The sequence below is a fragment of the Sphingobium limneticum genome, from assembly GCF_008710155.1.
GTDB classification, from domain to species: Bacteria; Pseudomonadota; Alphaproteobacteria; order Sphingomonadales; family Sphingomonadaceae; genus Sphingobium; species Sphingobium limneticum.
Genome location: NZ_VYPZ01000005.1, coordinates 190,022 through 214,207, shown reverse-complemented (window position 1 = coordinate 214,207; position 24,186 = coordinate 190,022). Strand labels below are relative to the sequence as shown.

General features: G+C 65.2%; 27 protein-coding genes. 20 read left to right on the top strand and 7 right to left on the bottom strand.

What is annotated here, in order from left to right; all coding sequences use genetic code 11:
* Window positions 1–139: 139 nt before the first annotated feature.
* Window positions 140–1,246 carry a tRNA 2-thiouridine(34) synthase MnmA gene (mnmA, locus tag F4U94_RS08790; RefSeq protein ID WP_120251219.1) on the bottom strand — a complete coding sequence of 369 codons (1,107 nt, stop codon included), beginning with the start codon at window positions 1,244–1,246 and terminating at the stop codon, window positions 140–142.
* A 163-nt stretch (window positions 1,247–1,409) separates the two neighbouring features.
* On the opposite strand from mnmA, the gene F4U94_RS08785 reads away from it, so the two are divergent.
* The 3 genes from F4U94_RS08785 (at window position 1,410) to F4U94_RS08775 (ending at window position 2,573) form a co-directional block, all read left to right on the top strand.
* Complete coding sequence (locus F4U94_RS08785) at window positions 1,410–1,709, top strand: hypothetical protein (RefSeq protein WP_120251220.1); 300 nt, start codon at window positions 1,410–1,412, stop codon at window positions 1,707–1,709.
* A 105-nt stretch (window positions 1,710–1,814) separates the two neighbouring features.
* Window positions 1,815–2,114 carry a CtrA inhibitor SciP gene (gene sciP, locus F4U94_RS08780; RefSeq protein ID WP_120251221.1) on the top strand — a complete coding sequence of 100 codons (300 nt, stop codon included), beginning with the start codon at window positions 1,815–1,817 and terminating at the stop codon, window positions 2,112–2,114.
* 204 nt (window positions 2,115–2,318) lie between these two features.
* Window positions 2,319–2,573: a GlsB/YeaQ/YmgE family stress response membrane protein gene (locus tag F4U94_RS08775; protein WP_093082464.1), complete on the top strand. Its 255-nt coding sequence runs from the start codon at window positions 2,319–2,321 to the stop codon at window positions 2,571–2,573.
* Window positions 2,574–2,636: 63 nt separating this feature from the next.
* Here F4U94_RS08775 and F4U94_RS08770 read toward each other — a convergent pair whose 3' ends face one another.
* The gene (locus F4U94_RS08770; RefSeq protein WP_120251222.1) at window positions 2,637–2,885 is read right to left on the bottom strand and encodes a GlsB/YeaQ/YmgE family stress response membrane protein; all 249 of its coding nucleotides are present in this window, start codon (window positions 2,883–2,885) and stop codon (window positions 2,637–2,639) included.
* 247 nt (window positions 2,886–3,132) lie between these two features.
* Here F4U94_RS08770 and F4U94_RS08765 point away from each other — a divergent pair, with 247 nt between their 5' ends.
* The 3 genes from F4U94_RS08765 (at window position 3,133) to F4U94_RS08755 (ending at window position 8,909) form a co-directional block, all read left to right on the top strand.
* The gene (locus F4U94_RS08765; RefSeq protein ID WP_120251223.1) at window positions 3,133–4,305 is read left to right on the top strand and encodes an efflux RND transporter periplasmic adaptor subunit; all 1,173 of its coding nucleotides are present in this window, start codon (window positions 3,133–3,135) and stop codon (window positions 4,303–4,305) included.
* Window positions 4,306–4,388: 83 nt separating this feature from the next.
* The gene (locus tag F4U94_RS08760) at window positions 4,389–7,559 is read left to right on the top strand and encodes an efflux RND transporter permease subunit (protein WP_120251224.1); all 3,171 of its coding nucleotides are present in this window, start codon (window positions 4,389–4,391) and stop codon (window positions 7,557–7,559) included.
* 84 nt (window positions 7,560–7,643) lie between these two features.
* Window positions 7,644–8,909, top strand: coding sequence for a DUF445 domain-containing protein (locus F4U94_RS08755; RefSeq protein WP_120251225.1), 1,266 nt, complete (start codon window positions 7,644–7,646; stop codon window positions 8,907–8,909).
* A 207-nt stretch (window positions 8,910–9,116) separates the two neighbouring features.
* Here F4U94_RS08755 and F4U94_RS08750 read toward each other — a convergent pair whose 3' ends face one another.
* Window positions 9,117–9,701, bottom strand: a complete 585-nt coding sequence (locus F4U94_RS08750) for an EF-hand domain-containing protein (RefSeq protein WP_120251226.1) — start codon at window positions 9,699–9,701, stop codon at window positions 9,117–9,119.
* 307 nt (window positions 9,702–10,008) lie between these two features.
* Between F4U94_RS08750 and F4U94_RS08745 the strand changes: the two genes are divergently transcribed.
* The 6 genes from F4U94_RS08745 to ribH all read left to right on the top strand — a co-directional run bounded on the left by F4U94_RS08745 (window position 10,009) and on the right by ribH (window position 14,860).
* On the top strand, window positions 10,009–10,710 hold the full coding sequence (locus F4U94_RS08745; protein ID WP_427772514.1) for an energy transducer TonB: 702 nt from the start codon (window positions 10,009–10,011) through the stop codon (window positions 10,708–10,710).
* 81 nt (window positions 10,711–10,791) lie between these two features.
* Window positions 10,792–11,313, top strand: a complete 522-nt coding sequence (locus F4U94_RS08740) for a hypothetical protein (protein WP_120251227.1) — start codon at window positions 10,792–10,794, stop codon at window positions 11,311–11,313.
* 30 nt (window positions 11,314–11,343) lie between these two features.
* Window positions 11,344–12,330 carry a bifunctional diaminohydroxyphosphoribosylaminopyrimidine deaminase/5-amino-6-(5-phosphoribosylamino)uracil reductase RibD gene (gene ribD / locus F4U94_RS08735; RefSeq protein ID WP_269462510.1) on the top strand — a complete coding sequence of 329 codons (987 nt, stop codon included), beginning with the start codon at window positions 11,344–11,346 and terminating at the stop codon, window positions 12,328–12,330.
* A gap of 105 nt (window positions 12,331–12,435) precedes the next feature.
* Window positions 12,436–13,044, top strand: a complete 609-nt coding sequence (locus tag F4U94_RS08730) for a riboflavin synthase (protein WP_120251229.1) — start codon at window positions 12,436–12,438, stop codon at window positions 13,042–13,044.
* A 97-nt stretch (window positions 13,045–13,141) separates the two neighbouring features.
* Window positions 13,142–14,425 carry a 3,4-dihydroxy-2-butanone-4-phosphate synthase gene (ribB, locus tag F4U94_RS08725; RefSeq protein WP_120251230.1) on the top strand — a complete coding sequence of 428 codons (1,284 nt, stop codon included), beginning with the start codon at window positions 13,142–13,144 and terminating at the stop codon, window positions 14,423–14,425.
* A 12-nt stretch (window positions 14,426–14,437) separates the two neighbouring features.
* The gene (ribH, locus tag F4U94_RS08720) at window positions 14,438–14,860 is read left to right on the top strand and encodes a 6,7-dimethyl-8-ribityllumazine synthase (RefSeq protein ID WP_120251231.1); all 423 of its coding nucleotides are present in this window, start codon (window positions 14,438–14,440) and stop codon (window positions 14,858–14,860) included.
* A 144-nt stretch (window positions 14,861–15,004) separates the two neighbouring features.
* On the opposite strand, the gene F4U94_RS08715 is transcribed toward ribH, so the two are convergent.
* Window positions 15,005–16,099: an alkene reductase gene (locus tag F4U94_RS08715; protein ID WP_120251232.1), complete on the bottom strand. Its 1,095-nt coding sequence runs from the start codon at window positions 16,097–16,099 to the stop codon at window positions 15,005–15,007.
* A gap of 73 nt (window positions 16,100–16,172) precedes the next feature.
* Between F4U94_RS08715 and F4U94_RS08710 the strand changes: the two genes are divergently transcribed.
* The 6 genes from F4U94_RS08710 to F4U94_RS25345 all read left to right on the top strand — a co-directional run bounded on the left by F4U94_RS08710 (window position 16,173) and on the right by F4U94_RS25345 (window position 20,934).
* Window positions 16,173–17,054: a DMT family transporter gene (locus F4U94_RS08710; RefSeq protein ID WP_120251233.1), complete on the top strand. Its 882-nt coding sequence runs from the start codon at window positions 16,173–16,175 to the stop codon at window positions 17,052–17,054.
* Between the two features lie 10 nt (window positions 17,055–17,064).
* A complete protein-coding gene (locus tag F4U94_RS08705) occupies window positions 17,065–17,730 on the top strand; it encodes a COQ9 family protein (RefSeq protein ID WP_120251234.1) in 666 nt (221 codons plus the stop codon).
* A gap of 103 nt (window positions 17,731–17,833) precedes the next feature.
* Window positions 17,834–18,106, top strand: coding sequence for a FeoA family protein (locus F4U94_RS08700; RefSeq protein WP_120251235.1), 273 nt, complete (start codon window positions 17,834–17,836; stop codon window positions 18,104–18,106).
* Window positions 18,103–19,956: a ferrous iron transporter B gene (gene feoB, locus F4U94_RS08695; RefSeq protein WP_120251236.1), complete on the top strand. Its 1,854-nt coding sequence runs from the start codon at window positions 18,103–18,105 to the stop codon at window positions 19,954–19,956. The genes F4U94_RS08700 and feoB overlap by 4 nt, the downstream gene beginning before the upstream one ends.
* Window positions 19,957–20,053: 97 nt before the next feature.
* On the top strand, window positions 20,054–20,668 hold the full coding sequence (gene ssb / locus F4U94_RS08690; protein ID WP_120251237.1) for a single-stranded DNA-binding protein: 615 nt from the start codon (window positions 20,054–20,056) through the stop codon (window positions 20,666–20,668).
* Window positions 20,669–20,802: 134 nt separating this feature from the next.
* Window positions 20,803–20,934 (top strand): hypothetical protein, encoded by a 132-nt coding sequence (locus F4U94_RS25345; RefSeq protein ID WP_269462511.1) that lies wholly within the window; start codon window positions 20,803–20,805, stop codon window positions 20,932–20,934.
* A 15-nt stretch (window positions 20,935–20,949) separates the two neighbouring features.
* Here the strand turns inward: F4U94_RS25345 and F4U94_RS08685 are convergent, their stop codons facing one another.
* From F4U94_RS08685 to F4U94_RS08675, 3 genes are all read right to left on the bottom strand, one after another.
* Window positions 20,950–21,828, bottom strand: coding sequence for a UTP--glucose-1-phosphate uridylyltransferase (locus F4U94_RS08685; protein WP_120252228.1), 879 nt, complete (start codon window positions 21,826–21,828; stop codon window positions 20,950–20,952).
* Window positions 21,829–22,000: 172 nt separating this feature from the next.
* Window positions 22,001–22,468, bottom strand: coding sequence for a hypothetical protein (locus tag F4U94_RS08680; protein ID WP_172598790.1), 468 nt, complete (start codon window positions 22,466–22,468; stop codon window positions 22,001–22,003).
* A gap of 173 nt (window positions 22,469–22,641) precedes the next feature.
* Window positions 22,642–22,815 carry a DUF1674 domain-containing protein gene (locus F4U94_RS08675; RefSeq protein WP_120251238.1) on the bottom strand — a complete coding sequence of 58 codons (174 nt, stop codon included), beginning with the start codon at window positions 22,813–22,815 and terminating at the stop codon, window positions 22,642–22,644.
* A gap of 90 nt (window positions 22,816–22,905) precedes the next feature.
* On the opposite strand from F4U94_RS08675, the gene htpX reads away from it, so the two are divergent.
* Together htpX and F4U94_RS08665 are read left to right on the top strand one after the other, a co-directional pair.
* Window positions 22,906–23,859 (top strand): zinc metalloprotease HtpX, encoded by a 954-nt coding sequence (htpX, locus tag F4U94_RS08670; protein ID WP_172598791.1) that lies wholly within the window; start codon window positions 22,906–22,908, stop codon window positions 23,857–23,859.
* On the top strand, window positions 23,859–24,179 hold the full coding sequence (locus F4U94_RS08665) for a hypothetical protein (protein ID WP_120251240.1): 321 nt from the start codon (window positions 23,859–23,861) through the stop codon (window positions 24,177–24,179). Before htpX ends, F4U94_RS08665 begins: the two co-directional genes overlap by 1 nt.
* Window positions 24,180–24,186 lie beyond the last annotated feature (7 nt).

The following is a 24,186-nucleotide window of genomic DNA, read 5'->3' as shown; positions in this document are numbered from 1 at the left end:
CAAGGTTTGGGGGGATGCTAGGATGCTGCGGCTGATTCTTGACCCTCGTCCCGGAGCAGGCCGGGATTCCGCTTCTTCTATTGTGCCCCAAGAACAGCGGGATGCCGGATCAAGTCCGACATGACGGTGTGAATGAAGGTCAGGCCGCTTCCGCCATCGCCGCTTGCGTCTGTGCGATCCAGCCGCCGCCCAGGACGCGCTCACCGGCGTAGAGGACCGCCGCCTGGCCCGGTGCCACGCCATATTCGGGCGCGTCGAAGAGCAGGCGGTCGCCGTCGAGGCGAGCGGGGACGGGCTTGGCCATCGAGCGCACCTTGGCGGTCAGCGGTCCGGTGAAGTCGCCGCCCAGCCAGTTGATGTCGCTGAGCACCGCGCCCGATACAGCGAGCGCCGCTTTCGGCCCCACGATCACGCGGCGGCTTTCGGCCTCCAGCCGCACGACATAGAGCGGATCGGGCTGGCCGCCGATATCCAGTCCCTTGCGCTGGCCGACGGTGAAATGGATCATGCCCTTGTGCCGGCCGAGCGTGCGACCGTCGATATGGACGATGTCGCCGCCCTCGTCCGCATCGGGGCGCAATTTCCGTACGATCTTGGCATAATCGCCGTCGGGCACGAAGCAGATGTCCTGGCTGTCGGGCTTCAAGGCCACAGACAGGCCGAGTTCGGCAGCGATTTCGCGCACCTGCGGCTTGGGCAGGCCTCCCAGCGGGAAGCGCAGATAGTCGAGCTGCGCCTGAGTCGTGGCGAACAGGAAATAGCTCTGGTCCCGCGCCGGATCGGCGGCGCGATGCAATTCCGCGCCCGCCGCGCCCTCGATCCGCTGGACATAATGGCCGGTGGCCAGGCAGTCGGCGCCCAGATCGCGCGCGATCTGGAACAGATCGGTGAACTTCACGCCCATATTGCACTTCACGCAGGGGATGGGCGTGCGGCCGGCCATATATTCGTCCGCAAAGTCCGCGATCACCGAATCGCGGAAGGCGGTTTCATAATCAAAGACATAATGGGCGATGCCGATACGGTCGGCGACCGCGCGCGCGTCACGTATGTCCTGCCCCGCGCAGCAGCTGCCCGTGCGGCCGACCGCGGCGCCATGATCGTAAAGCTGGAGCGTGACGCCGATGACTTCGGCGCCGGTCTTGGCGGCCAGCGCCGCGACGACGCTGCTGTCCACGCCGCCCGACATGGCGACGACGATACGCCGCTCATTGAGCGGCTGGGGAAGCTGAAACTGAGGCTGCATGGGCGGGCATATAGTGCAAGGGACACAGCTTCGCAAAAGTTAACAAAGTGTGACGCCCATTTGCCCCCTTTCGGGCCGGATCGACGCAGATTGGCGACCGGACGAGTCACGAAACCGTCTTCGAGTTTACGGACCCTTATCCATTGGTCGGTAGAAGGGGGTCATGGATCTGAGTTTCCTTCGGGGCGGCGGGCTGAAACCTGGCGCTCCCAGACCCCTCAGCCGGCCGCGCGTGCCGGCCTGGCCGTTTTTGCGGGCTGCCACGGCGGCTGCGCAGGCGGCCAGTCCTACCGCGCAGGCGGTGGCGGGCGTCCTGCGGGGGCAGGGCGGAAGCGATGACTGGGTCCAGGAACTGGCGGGAATTTTCGCGCCACGTTCCGGCGGCAAGATCGAAGCCGTGCGTCTCGCGGGAAGCTTCAACCCGTTGATCGCGAGCCGTTTAGCCAGGGGGCATGAAAGATGAAGGCTGTGTTTACCGTGGCGCTTTAGCCGTTCTTCAGGGCTGACGCACATAATCGGAAAACAACGCCGAAATCGGTAACGCCAGTGCCGCACTTTGAGGGTAAGAATGATCGAGAACCAGAAAATCAAGCCCGCCCAGGTCGTCGGGCCGCTTGGAGAGCCTCTGACGCTGGACAGCCTGCCGCCTGCGGATACGACCCGCTGGGTGGTGCGGCGCAAGGCGGAAGTGGTCGCAGCGGTCAATGGCGGTCTGCTGACCGTGGACGAAGCCTGTGCGCGCTATAATCTGACGCTGGAAGAATTTGCCGGCTGGCAGCGCGCGGTCGACCGTTCGGGCATGCATGGCCTGCGCGTCACCCGCATCCAATATTATAAGTCGCTCTATGAGCGGCAGCAGAAATATTGATCGCCGCTCAAGCGATCTGACCGCGGACATGAAGGGGCCGCCGGACAATGATCCGGCGGCCCTTTTTCATTCGCGGGGGGCACAAACGACGCAAAGCCAAGATGGTTTCCGTCCCGGAATCATTTTCGGAGCATGGAACGGGACGCCTTCTGCTCCGTTGAATGCAGCACCCAACCCGCTGGGGGCGTGGTCAAGGAGAGTATCATGGGCATCATCTTGTGGCTTATCGTCGGCGGCATCATCGGCTGGCTCGCCAGCATGGTCATGCGCACGGACGCACAGCAGGGCATCCTGCTCAATATCGTCGTCGGCATCGTGGGCGCCTTCATCGGCGGCCTGATTTTCAGCGGCGGTTCGATCAACGAAGGTCTGACGCTGTACAGCTTCCTCGTGTCGCTGGTCGGTGCGATCATCCTGCTGGCGATCGTCAATCTGGTCCGTCGCGGATCGGTGCGCTGAACCCGCACGACATCCTGTAAAAGCAAAAGAGGCTGCGCCACCGCGCAGCCTCTTTTTTTCATTTCAGCGTCGCGCCGCGAACCAGCGATACAAGGCCAGTACGGCCACAGATCCCAGTATCGCGGCGACGAACCCGGCGCTCTGCCCCGGTGCGTAGAAGCCCGCGAGTCGCCCGACAAAGCCGGCGAACAAAGCCCCGGCTATCCCCAGCAATATCGTGACCACGCATCCGCCCGGATCGCGGCCGGGCATGATCAGTCGCGCGATCGCGCCTGCAAGCAGGCCGACCACGATCCATCCCAGCAAGTCCATGCTGCGTTCCCTTTTTATATATAAGCATCGACCCGTTCCCCATAGCGCCACAGTCCGGCAATTTTGGCAAGTCAATGTGATCGCAGGGGAAGGAATGGCACGATATGCCGCCCTTCCCGCGCCATCCATCGCGCATAATCGCTTTGCCGACCCGCTTCGAACCATGATATTGGGGCTTGAGGGTGGTGCTATATTCATATAACACAGCTGCCAACAGGGCGGATGCGCCGGAGAGACGAGAAGCGGGATGAATTACGAAACCCAGTTGGTGGGCGATTCCATGACGGTCATCGACGATGACGATGCGCGCCGGCGACGCAAGCGCCTGCTGCTGATCGGCGGCGGCGTGGTGGTGGTGCTGGTGGCCGCAGCCGCCTTCATATCCATGCGCGGGGATAAGGCGGGCGATACCGCCGCGCCCACCGCGCAGGTGCCCGTCGTCACCGTCGTCAGCCCCGGCCAGTCCACCGTCGCCCGCACCGTCAGCGCGACCGGATCGCTCGCCGCACGGATCGACATGCCGGTTGGCGTGGTCGGCGAAGGCGGCATGGTGACGCGCGTGCTGGTGCAGCCGGGCGACTGGGTGCGCGCGGGCCAGGTACTGGCCACCGTCGAACGCTCCGTTCAGGCCGAACAGGTCCGATCGCTCGCCGCGCAGGTGGAGGTGCAGCGCGCCAATGCGAAGCTCGCACAGGCCCAGCTCGATCGCGCCAAGGCGCTGGTCGGGCGCGGCTTCATCAGCGCGGCCGACATCGATCAGCGCACCGCGACCCGCGATCAGGCCGAAGCGCAGGTGCGCGTGGCGGCGGCGCAGCTGGCCGAACAGCAGGCCCGCACCGGTCGACTGGACATTCGCGCGCCGGCATCCGGTCTGGTGCTGACCCGCACGGTCGAACCCGGCCAGATCGTCCAGGCCGGCGGCGGCACGCTGTTCCGCATGGCCAAGGATGGCGAGATGGAAATGCAGGCGCAGGTGGCCGAAGGCGATCTGGCGACGCTGCGCGCGGGCAACAGCGCCACGGTCACGCCGATCGGCAGCACGCAAAAATTCGCCGGCCGCGTATGGCAGGTATCGCCCGTGGTCGATCCGCAGACGCGGCAGGGCATCGCCCGTATCGCCATCCCCTATAATGCGGCGATCCGCCCCGGTGGCTTTGCTTCGGCGATGTTGACCAGCGGTTCGGGTACCGCGCCGCTGCTGCCGGAATCGGCGGTGCAGAGCGACCCCAAGGGCAGCTATGTCTATGTCGTCAATGCCAAGGGCCAGGTGGAACGGCGCGACGTGACCGTCGGCCAGGTGTCCGACAATGGCGTCGCGGTGACCAGCGGCATTACCGGCACCGAACAGATCGTCACCTCCGCCGGCGCCTTCCTGACGCCGGGGCAGAAGGTGAAGCCGGAACTGGCCAAGGGCCGCTGAAAGACCGTTGCGGGCGGATCGTCCGCATCGGGGGCATCGGGAGGAAACGGGCGCCTGACCGCGCCCGGTGAAGGAAGCGCGTCATGAATTTTCGCAATATGTCCGCATGGGCGATCCGCAATCCGGTGACGCCGCTGGTGCTGTTCATCGCCCTGGTGCTGGCCGGTGTCGTCAGCTTCATGCGGATGGACGTCAACAATAATCCCGACGTCAGCTTCCCGATGGTCAGCGTGATCGTGTCGCAACCGGGCGCGGCCCCGACCGAACTGGAAACCCAGGTTACCCAGCGAGTCGAAGCGGCCGTGCGCGGCATCAGCGGCGTGGACGAAATCACATCCTTCGCGTCCGAAGGCCAGTCGCTATCCAACGTCCAGTTCCAGATCGGCACGCCGGTCGATCGCGCGGTGGCGGACGTGAAGAACGCCGTGGACCAGATCCGCAGCGACCTGCCCGACGGCATTTTGGAACCGCAGGTCCAGCGCATCGACGTGGACGGCGGCCCGATCGCCTATTTCAGCGCCGAAGCGACCGACATGACGCTGGAGGAATTGTCCTGGTATGTGGACAACACCATCGCCAAGCGGCTGCTGTCGATCAGCGGCATGGCCGCGGTCAAGCGCGGCGGCGGTGTCAGCCGCGAGATTCGCGTCATCCTCGATCCCGCCAAGTTGCAGGCCTATGGCGTCACCGCCGCGCAGGTGAATGCGCAATTGCAGCAGGTCAATCTGAACGCGGCGGGCGGCCGTACCGAAATCGCCGGCGCGGAACAATCGATCCGCGTGCTGGGCAACGCCGCCAATGCGCGCTCGCTGGGCGATACCCAGATCGCCATTTCCGGCGCCCGCACCGTCAAACTGGCCGATCTGGCCACCGTGCGCGACATGTATGCCGAACAGCGCAGCCTGTCGCTGATGAACGGCCGTCAGGTCACCAGCTTCAGCCTGGAAAAGGCCAAGGGGTCGTCCGACGTCACCGTCTATGACGAGGCGATGAAGGTTCTGGACCAGCTGAAAAAGGAAAATCCCAAGGTTCAGTACAAGCAGCTCTACACCAGCGTCGAATATACCAAGGGCCAGTATCACAGCGCCATGTCGGCGATGATCGAGGGCGCCGTGCTGGCGGTCGTCATCGTCTTCCTGTTCCTGCGCGACTGGCGCGCGACCATGATTTCCGCGCTGGCCATCCCGCTGTCGGCGATTCCCGCCTTCTGGTTCATGGACATGATGGGCTTCACGCTGAACGGCATTTCGCTGCTGGCGCTCAGTCTGGTGGCAGGCGTGCTGGTCGATGACGCGATCGTGGAGATCGAGAATATCGTGCGCCACATGCGCATGGGCAAAAGCGCCTATCAGGCGTCGATCGACGCGGCGGACGAAATCGGTCTGGCGGTGCTGGCGACCACCATGGCGATCGTTGCGGTGTTCCTGCCGGTCGCGATGATGCCGGGGCTGGCCGGACAATTCTTCATCCAGTTCGGCATGACGGTCGTAGTGTCGGTGCTGATGAGCCTGGCCGTCGCGCGCCTGATCACGCCGATGATCGCCGCCTATTTCCTGAAGGCCCACGGTGAGGAAAGTCATGGTGAAGGCTGGCTGATGGACCGCTATATGGGCGTGCTGCGCTGGTCGTTGAATGACGAGAAGGCGAAGGAACGGCGCGCGCGCGGCGGATTCCGCAACAAGGCAGCCGGCTTCTTCACCGACCATCGCGTCTGGACGCTGGGCTTCGGCTTCCTGGCCTTTGCCGCCACCATCGTCGCCTTCGCGACGCTGCCCATGACCTTCCAGCCGACGACCAACACCGATTTCAGTCAGGTGAAGATCGAAACCGTGCCGGGCAGCACGCTGGAGCAGACCACAGCCATCACCCGCAAGGTCGCCGACATGCTGAGCGCCGACAAGGATATGGTGGAGGCCGCCTTCGCCGATATCGAGCCGACCAGCGCCGACATCTTCCTGACGCTGAAGAAGGATCGGCCGATCAGCTCGGTCGATTGGGAACGCAAGGTTGCGCCCAAATTCCAGACCGTCGCCGATGCCCGCGTCAATTTCCAGTCGCAGTCGGGCGGCGGTTTCGGCCGCGACATCATCATGATGTTCGGGTCGGACGATCCGGCGCTGCTGGAAAAGACCGCCAACCAACTGGTTCATGAAATGGCCGGCATCCATGAACTGCGCGCGCCGCGTGTGCAGGGCGATTTGCAGCGCCCCGAAATCATCATCAAGCCGCGCCTGGACCTGGCCGCCAGCATGGGCGTGACGACGATGGCATTGAGCCAGTCGATCCGCATCGCGACGATCGGCGACATCGATCAGAACAGCGCCAAATTCTCCCTGTCCGACCGCCAGATCCCGATCCGCGTCGCCCTGGCGGAGGACAGCCGCAAGGATATCGGCACGATCCAGAATTTGCCGGTGCCGACCGTGTCGGGCGGATCGGTGCCGTTGCGGGTCGTTGCCGACATCAGCTTTGGCGCCGGGCCGACGCAGATCCGCCGCTACAACCAGATTCGCCGCGTCGTGGTGGGCGCGGATCTGGCGCCGGGCATCGTCACCAGCCAGGCGATGGCCAAGATCAACGCCCTGCCGCTGATGAAGGACATCGTCGCCGGCAAGATCCAGGGCGTGCAAAAGCTGAACGCGGGCGACGCCAAGTGGCAGGCGGAGATGATCCAGAATTTCATCATCGCCGTCTTCTCCGGCATCCTGCTGGTGCTGGCGGTGCTCACCCTGCTCTACAAGCGTCTGATGCCGCCCTTCGTCAATCTGGGGTCGCTGCTGCTGGCCCCGCTGGGCGGCGCGCTGGCGCTGCATATCGCGGGACAGCCGGTGTCGATGCCCGTGTTCATCGGCCTGCTGATGCTGCTGGGCATCGTGGCGAAAAACTCCATCCTCGTCATCGACTTCGCGCTGGAGGAAATGGAGAAGGGCGTGCCCAAGAAGGTCGCGATCATCGATGCCGGGCACAAGCGTGCCCAGCCGATCGTCATGACCACCGTGGCGATGGTCGCGGGCATGGTGCCGACCGCCCTGTCGCTGTCGGGCGACGCCGCCTGGCGCGCGCCGATGGGCATCACCGTGATCGGCGGCCTGTTGCTGTCGACGGTGCTGACGCTGGTGATCGTGCCGGCCATTTTCAGCCTGGCGATCGGCCTGGAAAGCTGGATCGGCCCGCGGCTGGGCCGGGGCCTGCTGACCTACAAGCCGGGCGACGATGGGCAACCGGTGCGGAGCGCCGTGCACCCCGCCGAATGACAGCGATCGTTCAGGCGAAGTCGGGCCACCCGCCCAAAAGAATGCCTTGCCTGAACGAAACGGCAGCGTAACCGTTAAGGGGTCATGACGCTGCTTCGCCTGCCCCGGCCCAAAGACCTGTTGACGCCCCACCCCGCCCAGCGGATGCGGCTGGTGGCGACGGGCATGCTGGTGGCGATGGCCGCGCTGTTCATCGCCGCGCGCGCCACCGTCCATCTCCATCCCGCCATCGCTTTCGTCCAGGCCTTTGCCGAGGCGGCGATGGTCGGTGGGCTGGCCGACTGGTTCGCGGTCACGGCTTTGTTCCGCCATCCACTGGGCCTGCCCATCCCCCACACCGCCATCATCCCGCGCAACAAGGATCGGATCGGCGACACGCTGGCGCTGTTCCTGCGCGACAATTTCCTGATTCCCGCCGTGGTCGCGCGGCGGATGCGCCATATTGACGTCGCGGCGGCGGCCGGGCGCTTCCTGGCCAGTCCTTCCGAAAGCGACGGACGGCTGCGCGAGGGCGCGTCGCGCCTGATCGCCGACGTGCTGGAGGCGCTGGACCAGGAGCGGCTGGGCGGCATGGTGAAGGGCGCGATCGGCCAGCGTCTGCGCGCCATCAATATCGGCCCGCTGGTGGGTCAGGCGATCGAGGCGGCGATGCGCGACGGCCGCCATGCGCCGGTGATGGACGGCATCATCACATGGGCCGACCGCACGCTGGAGGCGAACGACCATCTGATCCGGCAGATGGTGCAGGAACGTGCGGGCAAGGTGCTGCGCTGGACCGGTCTGGACGAAAATCTGGCCAATGCGATCCTTTCCGGCCTGCGCAAGATGCTGGCGGACATGGCCGCCGATCCGGGCCACAGCCTGCGCCTGAAGGCCGAGGAAGGCATGGCCAAGCTGGCCTTCGACCTTCAATTCGATCTGGAGATGCAGGCGAAGGTCGCCAAGATCCGCGACGAGATCGTCGACAATCCGGCGATGCAGCGCTGGATCGAGGGGATGTGGGAACAGGCGCGCGGCGGGCTGCTGCGCGCGGTGCGCGATCCGGGCAAGGCGATGGCCGGGCGACTGGGCGAGGCGCTGCGCGCGCTGGGCGGAACGTTGCAGGAGGAGGCACGGCTGCGGCTGGTCATCAACCGTTTCGTCCGGCGCGCGGCGGTGGGGGCGACGGCCAGCTATGGCGATGCGATCGTCCGCCTTGTCAGCGACACGGTGCGTGGATGGGATGCGGGCACGGTCACGTCACGGCTGGAAAATGCGGTCGGCCGCGACCTGCAATATATCCGCATCAACGGCACGTTGGTCGGCGGGCTGGTCGGCCTGGCGATCCATGCCATCGATAGGATCTTCTGAAACGACCCGCACCGGCCCGCTCCTCCATTCGGCCACCCAACGCTAGTATTCTATGGGTGGCCGGGTGGGGGAGCGGGCTGGTGCGGTAATGAAAATGCGCACCAGCACGTTTCCCAAAAAATGCCGGGGCGTATCGGGCCAAACGACACGCCCCGGCGGAACCGGCCGCGCAGAGGAGAGAAGGCAGCCGGTTCCTGACCATATGGCTTAATCTTCCGGTTCTTCCGGAGGTCCGTGTGGCGGTGGAGGCGGCAGTTCGTCCGCGGTCAGTACGCCGTCGCCATTGCGATCCCGATCGGCAAACAGAGCGAGTGCGGGCGCGAGAAATTCGGCGCGGTCGATCTGGCCATCATCATTACTATCCTCGGGATAAGGCATCGCACGACCCGGTGGCGGAGGCGGCGGCGACCCGGCATCGGCGCGCTTTCCTTCGGGCGGACGACCGCCCGGCGGCGGACCACCAGCGCCTCGGCTAGCACCCCCACCGGGTCCACCGCGCCCCTTGCCGGGGCCGCGTTGCGCCGATTCCGTCTGCCCTCGCACCTGCGGTTCGTGGCCCAGCATGCGCTGCATCGCCCGTACCGGCACCAGCCCATCGCTATCCTGATCCATCAGGCCGAAGCGGCGCTCCATATAGGTGGCCATCTCGTCACGGGTGATGCGCCCGTCCCCATCGGCATCGGCAGCCCAAGGGCCACCTTCGGGCGCAGCCGGCGGCTGGGCCAGCAAAGGTGTCGACGCCAGAAGTGCGACAGCGAGTTGGACAGCAGAAAGACATGGGCGAAAATGCATGAAGGCTCCTGAAAGCGGGATCGCCCTTCCCCTCGCAGCTGCGCTTTGCCGCCATATGTCCCGATGCGGCGCCTATATTGCAGACCCTAAAAATGATGTTGCAACATATCATATAATGATGTTGTATCATTTCATCGGCGGACGAGTTTCCATCGTGAGAATCGGGCACCGGCGAGAGGATGCGACACATGGAGCATCGTGCGGAAAAGTGGGAACCGGTTTTCCGCTTAAAACGATGCGAAAACGAAAAGTTAGAGCAGGCGATCCGCGTCGGATTTAACGCAGCCTGCCCAAGAGGAGCCAGACGATGCGACTCATGACCATGGGAATGACGGGGCAGGCAAGCGGACAATCGCGTTATGGCGCGGGGCGCAAGTCCCCGCTGGGGCTGGGCGGCACCGTGGCGGTGCATGCGCTGGTGATCGGCGCCTTTCTGCTGCTCCCCAAGGAAGTCATCGACACATTCAGCCCTTCGCCGCCCATTACCGGCGTCAATATTCCGATCGAGCCGCCACCGCCGCTCGACCCGGTGGACGATGTGAAGCCCGATCCCAAGCTGCCGACCCAGCCGCAACCGCAACCCGAACGGCCGACCGCGCTCGATCCGCTGGTGAACATGCCCACCGGCGATACGAGCCTGATCGGCAGCAACGGGCATGGCGACATCGGGCCAACCACGCCGCCCTATATTCCGCCACCCCCGCCCCTGAGCGAGCCGGTGCTGACCGAGGCATCGATCGATCCCCGCGCGAAGGCCGCGTTCCAGCCCGACTATCCCGGCACGATGATTCGCCAGGGCGTAGAGGGCGCAGTGACCGTGCGCGTCACCATCAGCCCGGAAGGGCGCGTCACCGCCATCGAAAAGGTGAGCGCCACCGACGAAAGCTTCTGGCTGGCGACCCAGCGCCATGCCCTGCGCACATGGCGTTTCCGTCCCGCCACCCGCGACGGCGTGGCGATCATATCGACCAAGACCCTGACGGTGCGGTTCACCCTAACGGATCGATAAGAATCGGCCCCTCCTTCGCCTTCGGTGTCGCCCCCTGCCCCCTCCGGACGATCGGGAGGGGGCAGGAAAATGGAGGTAAGCATGGACCATTTTGCATTGGCGCCCGCCCTGTCCTATAAGGGCGGCATGGCGATCTTTCCCCGTCCCGTTTCCCCCAAAAGTGCGCTTGGCGACTTCTGGGGCTATTTCAAGCAGCAGCGGCAGCATAAATGGCCGCTGCTGGGCGTTTCCATTGCGCTGACCTATGTCATCGTGTGGACGTTCGTGATCGACGCGAACACCAACACGATGCCCACGCGCAACAAGATCATCTACGTCCAGAGCTGGGACGCGAACCGGTCCGACGCAGCGATCATCCTGCAGCAGAAGATCGATTTTGCGAAGCGCGAGGCCGCGCTGGTCAAGCAGCAGACCAAGATGCAGGGTTATGCGGACGCGTTCGGCATCGAATGGCGCGAGGAAGAAGCCCGCAACACCGCCAAGCGCAAGGAAGCGGTGAAGGCGATCGACGCGATGCTGGATGACCGGCTGGCCAAGGCGGAAGCCACGGGCAAGGCCGGACCGCAGGCCAGCGCAAAGCCGGCGCCTGCCGCCCAACCCTGAGCGTCCAACCCTAAGCTCCGGGCCCTGATCATGTCGCCTTCGCCTGCTGACGACCGACGCTATATGGCCGCCGCCATCGCCCTGTCCGGGCGCGGGCGGGGCCTTTCCACCCCCAATCCCAATGTCGGCTGCCTGATCATTCGGGACGGCCATGTCGTAGGGCGCGGCTGGACCCAGAAGGGCGGCCGCCCCCATGCCGAGGCGCAGGCGCTGGATCAGGCGATGGACCGGGCGGCGGGGGCCACCGCCTATGTCACGCTGGAACCCTGTTTCCATCTGTCCCCGCGCGGGCCGCGCTGCGCCGACCTGATGGCGCGGGCCGGGGTTGCGCGCGTGGTGATCGCGCTGCGCGATCCCGATCCGCGCACCGACGGACAAGGCGCAAGCTGGCTGCGCGAGCGCGGCGTCACCGTCGAGATGGGCCTGATGGCGGATGAAGCCGCGCGCGCCATGGGCGGCTTCGTGCTGCGCCAGACGCTGGGCCGGCCGCATGTGACGCTGAAGCTTGGCCTGTCGCTCGATGGCCGCATTGCGCTGCCCGACGGATCGAGCCGCTGGATCACCGGGCCGGATGCGCGCGCCCATGCCCATATGGAGCGGGCGCGGCATGATGCGATTTTGGTGGGCGGCGGCACGCTGCGCGCCGATGCGCCCAGCCTGGACGTGCGGCTGGCCGGGCTGGAGGCGCGGTCGCCGCGCCGCATAGTGCTGACTCGGGGAGACGCGCCCGCCGGCTGGGAACGGATTGGCGCGCCGCAGGATATCGCCACGCTCGACCGGGTAGACCATCTGCTGGTGGAGGGCGGCGCAGCAGCGGCAGCGGCCTTCCTGCGCGCCGATCTGGTCGATCGGCTGCTGCTCTATCGCGCGCCGATCGTCATCGGCGACGGACTGGCCGGGATCGGTGATATCGGCCTGACCGACCTTGCCCACGCGCATGGCCGCTGGCGGATGACCGACACGCGCGCGTTGGGCGCCGATCGGCTGGAGGTTTACGAAGCGGTGCGCAGCGCCTAGGGATTTATCATGTTCCCCGGCGAAGGCTGGGGTCCAGTTCCACGATCGGGGCTGGACCCCAGCCTTCGCCGGGGAACATTCTATATAGTGAATGGATCGAAGCGCATGTTCACCGGCATCATCACCGACATCGGCACCATCCGCAGCCATGAGCAGCGCGGCGACCTGCGCCTCGTCATCGGCTGTGCCTATGCGATGGACGGCGTGGCCATCGGCGCGTCGATCGCCTGTTCGGGCGCCTGCCTGACGGTGGTGGAAAAGGGCCCGGACTGGTTTGCGGTCGATCTGTCGGCCGAAACCGTGACGCGCACCGCGCCGGGCCTGTGGGCGGAAGGCGGCCGGCTCAATCTGGAACGGGCGCTGAAAGTCGGCGACGAACTGGGCGGCCATATCGTCACCGGCCATGTCGACGGCATCGGTCATCTGGTGTCGGCCACGACCGAGGGCGATTCGACCCGGCTGACCATCAGCGCGCCTGCCGAACTGGCCGCCGCGCTTGCGGCCAAGGGGTCGATCACGGTCGACGGCATTTCGCTGACGGTGAACAGCGTGGAGGATCAGGCCGACGGCAGCGTGCATTTCGGCCTGAACATCATCCCCCACACCGCCGCCGCGACCACGCTGGACCGGCTGGTCGACGGCCGCACCTTCAACCTGGAAATCGATGTACTGGCCCGCTATCTGGACCGGATGCAAAGCCTGCGCGCCCGATAATCGCGCCAGGCTGAACAGCTTATTGTGATTCCTCACTTGAAATAATCACATTGCAATGTGATATGAACGCCATCCCATAGGGGAAGGAGTTTCTGTCATGTCGTCCGCGCTTCTCGATTCCGTCCGCAGCCTCGTTACCGATGGCGGCATGTCCCGGTCCGGCCTGGCGCGCGCCGCCGGCCTGCACGCCAACAGCCTTCGCAAGCTGGGCGAGAGCGACTGGAATCCGACCGCCGATACGCTCGGCAAGCTGGAAGCCTATCTGCTCAAGCGCGAAGGTGGCACCGCGCTCGCCAGCCCCGAGGAAATCATCAACGAGGCCCGCAACGGCCGCATGTTCATCCTGGTCGATGATGAGGATCGCGAAAATGAAGGCGATCTGGTCATCCCCGCGCAGATGGCGACCCCCGATGCGATCAACTTCATGGCCACCCATGGCCGCGGCCTGATCTGCCTGGCGCTGACCAAGGATCGCGTCGATCAGCTGGGCCTGGACCTGATGAGCCGCAACAACGGCACCCGCCACGAAACCGCCTTCACCGTGTCGATCGAAGCGCGCGAAGGCGTGACCACCGGCATCAGCGCCGCCGATCGCGCCCGTACCGTATCGGTCGCCATCGACGGGGCGAAGGGCAAGGCGGACATCGTGACGCCGGGCCATGTCTTCCCCCTGATCGCCCGCGACGGCGGCGTGCTGGTGCGCACGGGCCATACCGAAGCGGCGGTCGACGTCGCGCGCCTCGCCGGCCTCAACCCGTCCGGCGTCATCTGCGAAGTGATGAAGGACGATGGCACCATGGCGCGCCTCGACGACCTCATCATCTTCGCGCAGAAGCACAAGCTGAAGATCGGCACGATCCGCGACCTGATCGCCTATCGCCGCCGCCACGACCATATGGTCGAGCGCCGCTCGGAAACCACGTTCCAGAGCAAGTGGGGCGGCGACTGGAAAGCGATCAGCTTCTACAACAAGGCGACGCAGAGCGAGCAGCTGGTCCTGCAAAAGGGCCATGTCGCATCGGACCAGCCGACGTTGGTGCGCATGCATCAATTGTCGCTGCTGGACGATGTCTATGGTGCGGAGGGCGGTCGTGCCGGGCTGCTGGCCAAGTCGATGGAGATTATCGGCCAGGAAGGATCGGGCATCATCGTGATCCTGACCGGCAATGAGGAGGGCGATTTCGTCACCCGTTGCGTGCAGGCACATGCCGGCACCGCCCCGGCCGGCATGGACGAACTGCGCAACTATGGCGTGGGCGCGCAGCTGCTCGCCGAACTGGGCGTGCATGACATGGTCCTGCTCAGCAACAGCCAGCACAGCCTGATCGCGCTTGACGGCTATGACCTGTCCGTGGTTGGGCAGCGTCCGATCGAGCTGTAAGGAACCAACATCATGGCGAAATTCCTGATCGTCGAAGCGCGCTTCTACGACCATCTCAACGACCTGCTGATCGAAGGCGCCAAGGCGGCGCTGGACGAAGCCGGCCATAAATATGAGGTCGTGACGGTGCCGGGCGCGCTGGAAATCCCCGGCGCGATCGCGCTGGCGGCGGAAAGTGGCCGTTTCGACGGCTTCGTCGCGATCGGCGTGGTGATCCGTGGCGAAACCTATCATTTCGAAGTCGTGTCGAACGAAAGCGCGCGCGGCCTGATGGCGCTCAGCATGGACGCCATCGCCATCGGCAACGGCATCCTGACCGTCGAAAATGAAGAGCAGGCGCTAGTCCGCGCCCGCCCCGATCAGAAGGACAAGGGCGGCGAAGCGGCCAAGGCGGCGATCGCCATGCTGGCCCTGCGGGACCGTTTCGGCGCCTGATCGACGTGACTTGTGGATAAAAAAGGGGCGGTTCCGGATGGAGCCGCCCCTTTTTTGTCGGGCATGGGGAGCGGACATTCACAAATCTCGTCACCCCGGGTCAAGCCCGGGGCGACGTCAAAATTACGCCCGTTCCGGACAGCTTTACGCCGCCGCCTTTTCCTGTTCCAGCGTCGGATAGTCGGTATAGCCCTCGACGCCCGGCCCGTACCAGGTCGTCATCACCTGCGGCGGGTTGAGCGGCGCGCCGTCCTGTAAACGCTCCACCAGGTCGGGATTGGCCATCAACGGGCGGCCGAAGCTGATCGCATCGGCCAGGCCGCTGGCCAGATCCGCCTGCGCCCGCTCCGCGTCATAATCGCTGTTGAGCACCAGCGGCCCCTTGAAATGCTGGCGGATGAGCGGCGACTGGCGCGGCACGTCCGTCGCGCCGAAGCTGCCGTCCGGACCGGGCTCGCGCAGTTCGAGGAAGGCGATGCCGATCGCGTCCAGCACGTCGGCGGCCGCCGCGAACAGGGTCGCGGGATCGCTGTCGTCCACACCCTGCGTCTCGCCATTGGGCGACAGGCGCACCGACACGCGATCGGCGCCGATCGCATCGGCCACCGCCTGCGTCACTTCGCGCAGCAGGCGGACGCGATTTTCGATGCTGCCGCCATAGATGTCATCGCGGAAATTGCTGTTGTCGCGCAGAAATTCGTCGATCAGATAGCCGTTGGCGGCATGGAGCTGCACCCCGTCGAAGCCGGCGGCGATCGCATTATGCGCGGCGCGGACATAGGTTTCGATGATGCCGGGAATTTCCTCCAGCGCCAGCGGGCGGGCGGTTTCATAGGGTTGTTTGCCCTCATAGGTATGCGCGTCGCCCGGCGCGGCGGTGGCGCTGGCCGATACCGGCTGCTCGCCCGTCACGGCGCTGTGGACGGCGCGGCCCATGTGCCAGAGCTGGACGACGATCTTGCCGCCCTTGTCATGCACGGCCTGCGTCACCGGTCGCCATGCGGCCACCTGCTCGTCGGACCAGATGCCCGGTGCATAGGGCCAGCCAAGCCCCTGTTGCGAGATGCCCGTCGCCTCGCTTATGATGAGGCCGGCCGACGCGCGCTGCGCATAATAATCCGCCATGATGGGCGTGGGCACATGGGCGCGGGTCGCCCGGCCACGGGTGAGCGGGGCCATCAATATGCGGTTGGCGGCGCCGACGGCGCCCAGCTGGATCGGATCGAACAGGGTCGTCATCAATAAGGCTCCCTTATAACAAAGTTGCAATTTGCAACGGGACTTGGTGCACAAAGCCAGCTAGGGAGCGGCCATGGCCAGTTCAACCCCCGCCGCGCACATAAACATGCCGCGCCTTGCCTTTCCGGCGCTGCTGCTGGCGAATTTGATTCTGCCGCTGGGGCCGGTGCTGGTGCGCCTGTCGGATGTGGGGCCGGTGGCGGCGGCCTTCTGGCGGCTGGCGATCGCCCTGCCCTTTTTGCTGCTGCTGGCGCGGCCGGGCCTGACCCGCATGCCGCCGACACGCGGCGAATGGGGCGCACTGGCGCTGGCAGGCGCGCTCTTCGCGGCGGATCTGGCCGCCTGGCATCTTGGCATCGTCTATACAAAGGTCGCCAATGCCACCGTCTTCGGCAATCTGAGCGGGCTGTTCCTGCCGGCCTGGGCGCTGCTGGTGCTGCGCCAAAAGCCAAAGCGGATGCAGGCGGCGGCGCTCAGCCTGGCGGCGATCGGCGCGCTCATCATGATGGGTGGCAGTTACGACCTGTCGATCGGCAATCTGAAGGGCGATCTGCTCTGCCTGCTCGCCGGCATCCTCTATACCGCCTATCTGCTGGTGGTGCAGCGGGCGCGCGGCCGGCTGGAAAGCTGGTCGATCCTCGCCGTGTCCAGCGCGGTCAGCGCGCCCTTGCTGCTGGCCTTCGCGCTGATGCTGGGGGAACGGGTGATGCCCGGCCACTGGACGCCGCTCGTCATCCTGGCCTTGTCGAGCCAGATCATTGGCCAGGGGTTGCTCACCTATGCGATCGGCTGGTTTTCGCCGTTGATCGTGGGCGTCAGCCTGTTGCTGCAACCGGCGGTGGCTGCATTGCTGGGCTGGCTGCTGTTCGACGAATGGCTCAGTCCCGTCGATCTCATCGGCATGGGCGCCGTCGCGGCCGCGCTGGTGCTTGTGCGCCTGCCGTCACGGGCCTAGATAAGGGTATATGAGCGAAGCACAGGACGATCTCACTCTCGACGAAATCCGCGTCTTGCTGGCACCGGCACTGGCGCGCCATGCCGCCTTCGACGGCTGGCGCCGTCAAGCAGTGACGATGGCGGCGCAGGAAAAGGGGATCGACCCGGATATCGCCGCGCTCGCCTTTGCCGATGGTCCCGTCGACATGATCGACGCCTGGTTCGCCAGCATCGACGCCGGCATGATCGCGGCCGTGCCGACGGACGAGTTGGCGGCGTTGTCGATCCGCAAGAAGATCATCGCGCTGATCGAGGCGCGGCTGACGCTGCTGGCGCCCGACAGGGAAGCGCTGCGCCGCGCGATCGCGATTCTGGCGCTGCCGACCAATGCGGTGCGCGCGGGGAAGCTGGGCTGGCGCGCGGCCGACGTCATGTGGCGCGCGGCGGGCGACACGGCCGTCGATTTCAACCATTATAGCAAGCGCACGACGCTGACCGCCGTCTATGCCGCGACCCTGCTGGTGTTCGTGGACGATGAAAGCGAAGGCCATGCCGACAGCCGTGCCTTCCTGAGCCGGCGCATCGAGAATGTGATGCAGTTCGAAAAGGCCAAGGCCAAGCTGAAGGGCGTGGGCGGCGGCGAGCACCTCAGCCTCTCCCGCTTCATCGGGCGGCTGCGCTATCCCGCAATCTGAGCGGCACAATTCGATCGGGCAATTGGCTGGAAACGCGTTTTTTCTGGCGTTAACCAATCGGTATTGATAGTCACTCGCAAAAATAGACTGTGAGTCCATAGCTTTGCGCCTGACCGAACTGCCGTTGCGGCAACCCGCTTATGTCGATCTGATCGACTGGTCCGCCCTTACCCCGTCCGAAGGCCAGCGCTTGCGTGAATATGGCTTGTGCGAGGGGGCGAGCGTGGAGGCGCTGCACCATGGCGGTTTCCTGGGCAAGGGACCGATCGCGTGCAAGGTCGGCCGCATGACCATCGCCATGCGCCGCACCCACGCCGCCGCCGTTACGGTGCGCACCGGCCCCGACGGCGTCGGGTCGCAGGACAAACCGGCATGAGCGCGCTGCCGCTGGTCGCGCTGGTCGGCAATCCCAATGCCGGCAAGAGCGCGCTGTTCAACGCGCTGACAGGCGCCCGTCAGAAGCTGGGCAATTATCCGGGCGTCACGGTGGAGCGCAAGGCGGGCCGGCTGGCCCTGACCGACGGTCGCCCGGTCGAACTGGTCGATTTGCCCGGCACCTACAGCCTGGATCCCACCAGCCCGGACGAACAGGTGACGCGCGACGTCATCCTGGGCAAGCAGGATGGCGAGAAGCGGCCCGACGCGCTGGTCATCGTGGTCGATGCGTCGAACCTGGACAATCATCTGCGCTTTGCGCTGGAACTGATCGCGCTGGGCCTGCCCACCGTGGTGGCGCTCAACATGGTCGACCTGGCCACCCGCGACGGGCTGGAACTGGACGCCCATATCCTGTCGCGCGAATTGGGCGTGCCGGTGGTGTCGACCGTCGCCGTGCGCAAGCGGGGCCTCGATCATCTGCGCCAGGAACTGGACGGCCTGATGAACGGCGCGCCCCGGCCCTATGCTGGCCACGGCGCCCGCGATTTCGACACGGTGCGCGCCGAAGCGCGACGGATCGCCCGCGCGGCGATCGTGCGGGAAACGCCCTCGCGGCGGCTGACGGCGGCGGTGGATCGGGTGCTGCTGCACCCCGTCGCCGGCTTCGTATTGCTGCTCGCCTTGCTGTTCGTGATGTTCCAGGCGGTGTTCAGCTGGGCCAGCGCGCCCGCCGACATGCTGGAAGGATGGGTGACGGCGCTGGGCGAAGCGGTGACGAACACGCTGCCGCCGGGCATCGTCCACGATTTCCTGTTGCAGGGCGTGGTCGGCGGCGTGGGCGCGGTGATCGTCTTCCTGCCGCAGATCCTGATCCTCTTTTTCTTCATCCTGATTCTGGAAGCGACCGGCTATATGGCCCGCGCCGCCTTCATCATGGATGCGCTGATGGCGCGGGTCGGCCTGTCGGGCCGGGCCTTCATCCCGCTCCTCTCCTCCTTCGCCTGCGCCGTGCCGGGCATCATGGCGACGCGCACCATTTCCGATCCCAAGGACCGGCTGACCACGATCCTGATCGCGCCGTTGATGACCTGCTCGGCGCGGCTGCCGGTCTATGGCCTGATCATCAGCGCCTTCATCCCGGCCCGCACGGTTGGTTGGGGCATCGGCCTGCAAGGGCTGGTGATGTTCCTGCTCTATGTCTTCGGCATCGTCGGCGCGCTGGTCGCGGCCTGGGCGCTGCGCCTGACCGTGACGAAGGGGCAGAGCAGCGGATTCCTGATGGAGATGCCCAAATATCAGTGGCCTCGACTACAGGATCTGCTGATCGGCCTGTGGCAGCGCGCGGTGATCTTCCTGAAGCGCGCGGGCACCATCATCCTGTTCACCAACATCGTGCTATGGGTGTTGATGAGCTTTCCCAAGGCGCCCGACGGCGTGCGCCAGAGCGAATATTCGATCGCCGGCCGGATCGCCGGCGGCATCCATCTGCTGGTCGAACCGATCGGCTTCAACCGCGACATTTCGCTGGCCCTGCTGCCATCCATGGCCGCGCGCGAAGTCGCCGTGTCCGCCATCGCCACCGTCTATGCGATCGATGCCGAGGACGATGTGGAGGCGCTGGACAAGGGGCTGGGCGAACGGTTGCAGGGGCGCTGGTCGCTGGCGACCGCGCTCGCCTTCCTCGCCTGGTTCGTCTTTGCGCCGCAATGTATTTCCACCATTGCGGTGACGCGGCGCGAGACGGCGGGCTGGAAATGGACCGGCTTCATGGTCGGTTATCTGTTCGTGCTGGCCTATGTTGCGGCAGGCATCACCTACTGGACGGCGATCGCGCTGGGGCTGGGCTAGGGATCGGCTGGTCCGCAAAGCCTGTCGCAACGCACCGAGCTGGCTGGATTTGCCGGCGCGCGCCGCTATAAGGGCCAGCTAATCTTTCGGAGGAATCATGGCAGGCTCGGTCAACAAGGTCATTCTGGTCGGCAATCTGGGCGCCGACCCGGAGGTCAAGAGCTTCCAGAATGGCGGCAAGATATGCAATTTGCGTATCGCCACGTCCGAAAGCTGGAAGGACCGCATGACCGGGGAGCGCAAGGAGCGCACCGAATGGCACAGCGTCGTCATCAATGGCGAAGGGCTGGTCGGGGTCGCGGAACGCTTTCTGCGTAAAGGCTCGAAAATCTATGTCGAAGGCCAGTTGCGCACCCGCAAGTGGCAGGACCAGTCCGGCAACGACCGTTATACGACGGAAGTGTCGCTGTCGGGTCCGGGCGCGGTGCTGACCATGCTGGACGGCGCGCCGGGCAGCGGTGGCGGCCAGGGCGGCGGCTATGGCGGTGGCGGTGGTCGCTCGCAGCAGGGCGTGAGCGACTGGCAGGGCGGATCGGCCGGCTTTGGCGGCGGCGACTATGACGATTTCGGTGGCGGCTCGGGCGGCGGTGGCAACCAGGGCGGTGGCTTTGGCGGCGGTCGCGCCCAGGGTGGCGCCAGCAGCGGCGGCGGTTCCAGCCGCGCCGGCAGCCCCAATTTCGACAATGACCTGGACGACGAAGTGCCGTTCTGAGCCTGTCGTACAGCGATCAAAGAAAAGGCGGCTCCCGTTGGGAAGCCGCCTTTTTCTTTATGATCGTTCCAGCCGGTCAGTCTGAACGGAAGGATGCGTGAGACAAAAGAGCGGTGCGCGCCCATATCGGCACCATGAGCAAAATCGAAACAGCCATCGCCGTGCCGGTCCGGCAGATTGTCCACCCCGCGCAGCTGGCGATCGGCAGCTTCATCGCCCTGTCGGGCCTTGCGCTGCTGATCATCCGGCTGATCCCCGCCCTCTGACCCGATATTGGGCGATCAGCGGGCCAGTTCTTCGGTCGCGAAGGCGCGGATATGCTCGCCCAGATCCGGCCGTTCCAGCGCCAGCGCCAGGTTCGCTTCGATATAGCCGGCCTTGGACCCGCAATCGAAACGGCGGCCTTCGAAGGTAACGCCGTGGAAGGGCTGGCTGCCGATCATGGCCGCCATCGCGTCGGTCAGCTGAATCTCGCCACCCGCACCCTTTTCCTGGGTTTCCAGGATCTTCATCACCTCCGGCTGGAGAATATAACGGCCCGGAACGATCAGGTTGGACGGCGCGGTGCCGAGCGCAGGCTTCTCGATCAGCCCGTTCACCTGCGTCAATGCGCCGTCGCGCGTCCCCGGATCGATCACGCCATAATTGGGCGTATCGTCCATCGGAATTTCCAGCGCGCAGACCAGATTGCCGCCGACTTTCTCATAGGCATCGACCATCTGCTTGAGGCAGCCATTGCCGCGCGCGCCCTTCATGAACTCGTCGGGCAGCAGGATGGCGAAGGGTTCGTCGCCGATAATGTCCCGCGCGCACCAGATGGCATGGCCCAGACCCAGCGGCTCCTGCTGGCGGATGAAGACCGCGTTGCCGGGCTCAAGCCGCGTACCGTCCAGCGCCGACAGATCCTTGCCGCGTTCGCGCTGGGTCGCCTCCGCCTCATAGGCGATGTCGAAATAATCCTCGATCGCGCCCTTGCCGCGACCGGTGACGAAGATCATCTGCTCGATGCCCGCCTCGCGCGCTTCATCGACCGCATATTGGATCAACGGGCGATCGACCACCGGCAGCAATTCCTTGGGCACCGCCTTGGTCGCGGGCAGGAAACGCGTGCCAAGGCCAGCGACGGGAAAAACGGCTTTGCGAATTGGCTTGGTCAAAATGGGTTCCCCTTTGCGCGGACGCGACCCGGCTTTGGATTGCCGTCCAGACACGAAAGGTCAAGCGCCACGCAAATATTAAACTATGATGAAATCACGCAGAACGCATGAAGACATTCGTCCGAAAGATGACGTGGAGCATGTGGTGCGGAAACACCACCCACCCCCGCCATTTTCAGACCGCGAGCAGACGGTTCGCGACGCTTTCCAGCGCCGCAATTTCACCGTCCAGATGCTCAAACGCGACATGCTGGATATTGTTGCGTCCGTCGCGGCAGGTGAAGCCGCCCTCCTCGGGATGATGAAAACCCTGGATGATCAGCGCACGGAACCGGTCGATCCGTTGTATGTCGCGCTCGATCGCGGAAATCTCGGTCAATGCGCTGGCGTTGCGGCGATCACGCATCGCCACCATCGTGCGCAATTCGGTCATCAGCTTGGCCATGCTGGGCCGCGTGCGGGCGCCCACGACGCGAACGTCCCCCATGCCCTCTCGCAACAGCCCGATCTTGGCTTCCAGACTCTGTTCCAGCATCGTCCAGGCGCAGACGAGCCGCCCGACCGCGCAGAGCAGCGCCGCATCTTCCGGCGCATAGCCCGAAACCGACTTCACATTCACATCCGAAACCAAATGTACGCCCACGCCCCAAAATCTCCTCTTGGCTTCAAGCCTTCAGCCCTTGCGGGATAAAAGGCCAGAGCAGGGGCGCTTGGCTCCCCGCAGGCGCGGCACGGGCCATCGGCAGCCGTGCATAATCGACGGCGAGCGGAGCATGGCGAGCGGAATCAGACGAATGGAGTCAAGGATTTAGCGGATCAGAAGTCGATGGCGATGCCCTTGCGCTCCCAGTCGCCATAGCGGACCGGGCTGAGTTCCTCCTCATGGCGCGAGGGCGCGTCGAGCGCGTCGGCCTGCGGCACGGGCGGGTTTTTGGACAGGTGGGCGGGCGGCTTCACATGCGCCGGGCGCTTGCCGTTGAAGGTTCCCATAAGTGCGGCCTTTCAATTGCGAACGGGGCCGATCCACCCCATATTCATGGCTGAGGCCCGCTATCTGGGCCGCAAAGGAGCGGAGTGCAAGTGAGCGGGATGAAGACGACCATGCTGCTGGCGGCGCTGACGGCGCTGTTCATGGCGCTAGGCTATACGCTGGGCGGCAGCGGCGGGGCGATCATCGCGCTGCTGGCGGCGGCAGGCATGAACCTCTTCACATTCTGGAACGCCGACAAGATCGTGCTGCGCATGCACGACGCGCGGGAAGTCGATGCGCACAGCGCGCCCGATTTCTACAATCTGGTGCGCGATCTGGCGCAGCGGGCCGTGCTGCCGATGCCGCGCGTCTATATCATCGATCAGGACGCGCCCAACGCCTTCGCCACCGGCCGCAACCCCGAAAACGCCGCTGTCGCCGCGACCAGCGGCTTGCTAGCGATGTTGAGCCGAGACGAGGTGGCAGGCGTGATGGCGCATGAACTAGGCCATGTGAAGAATCGCGATACGCTGATCATGACGATGGTGGCGACCATTGCCGGCGCCATTTCGATGCTGGCCAATTTCGGCCTCTTCTTTCGCGGCAACGACCGGGATGGGCATGGCAATATGATCGCCAGTCTGCTGGCGGTGATCGTCGCGCCCTTTGCCGCGATGATCGTGCAGACGGCGATCAGCCGCACCCGCGAATATGGCGCCGACCGCGCCGGAGCGGAGATTAGCGGCAACCCGCAAGCGCTCGCCTCCGCCCTCGCCAAGATATCGGGACAGGCCGAACGCATCCCCAATCCGGTGGCGGAGCGCAATCCGGCGGCGGCACAGCTCTATATCGTGCCAACCCATGTGAGCGAGTTGTTCTCCACCCACCCCGCGACCGAGAAGCGCATCGCCGCCTTGCAGGATATCGCCGCCGACATGGGCGCGCCGGCGCTTCGTTCCCCGGCAATGCCGGCAGCGCCGCGTGCTTCGGCCCTATCTCCCCATACCGCGCCGCCCAGGGACCAGCCACGGCGCCGCAGCGCCCTCGACCCAAACGGGCGCTGATGCCGATCGACGAAGTGATCGAGGCCATTGCCTTCACCGGCCGGCTGGTGGTGGGCGCAGTCGATGCCTTGCAGGCGGTCGGCATGGTCGCCGAACATATATTTTCAGGTCATACCGCCCGCTTCTTTCATGGGGTGGGCCGGCGGGTGATCGCCGTTGCGACCTTCGGCACAAAACGCATCCCTTCATCCTTACGGGTCGTGCCCAAGGGGAGCCATCCCAAGCCCCGCCGATCAGACTGGCTAGCGCTATGGGTCGGCATCCTCTTCTGGGTCGCCCTGTTCTTCGCAATCGGCCTTGGCGTCTCCCATTTTCTTTGACGGCGAA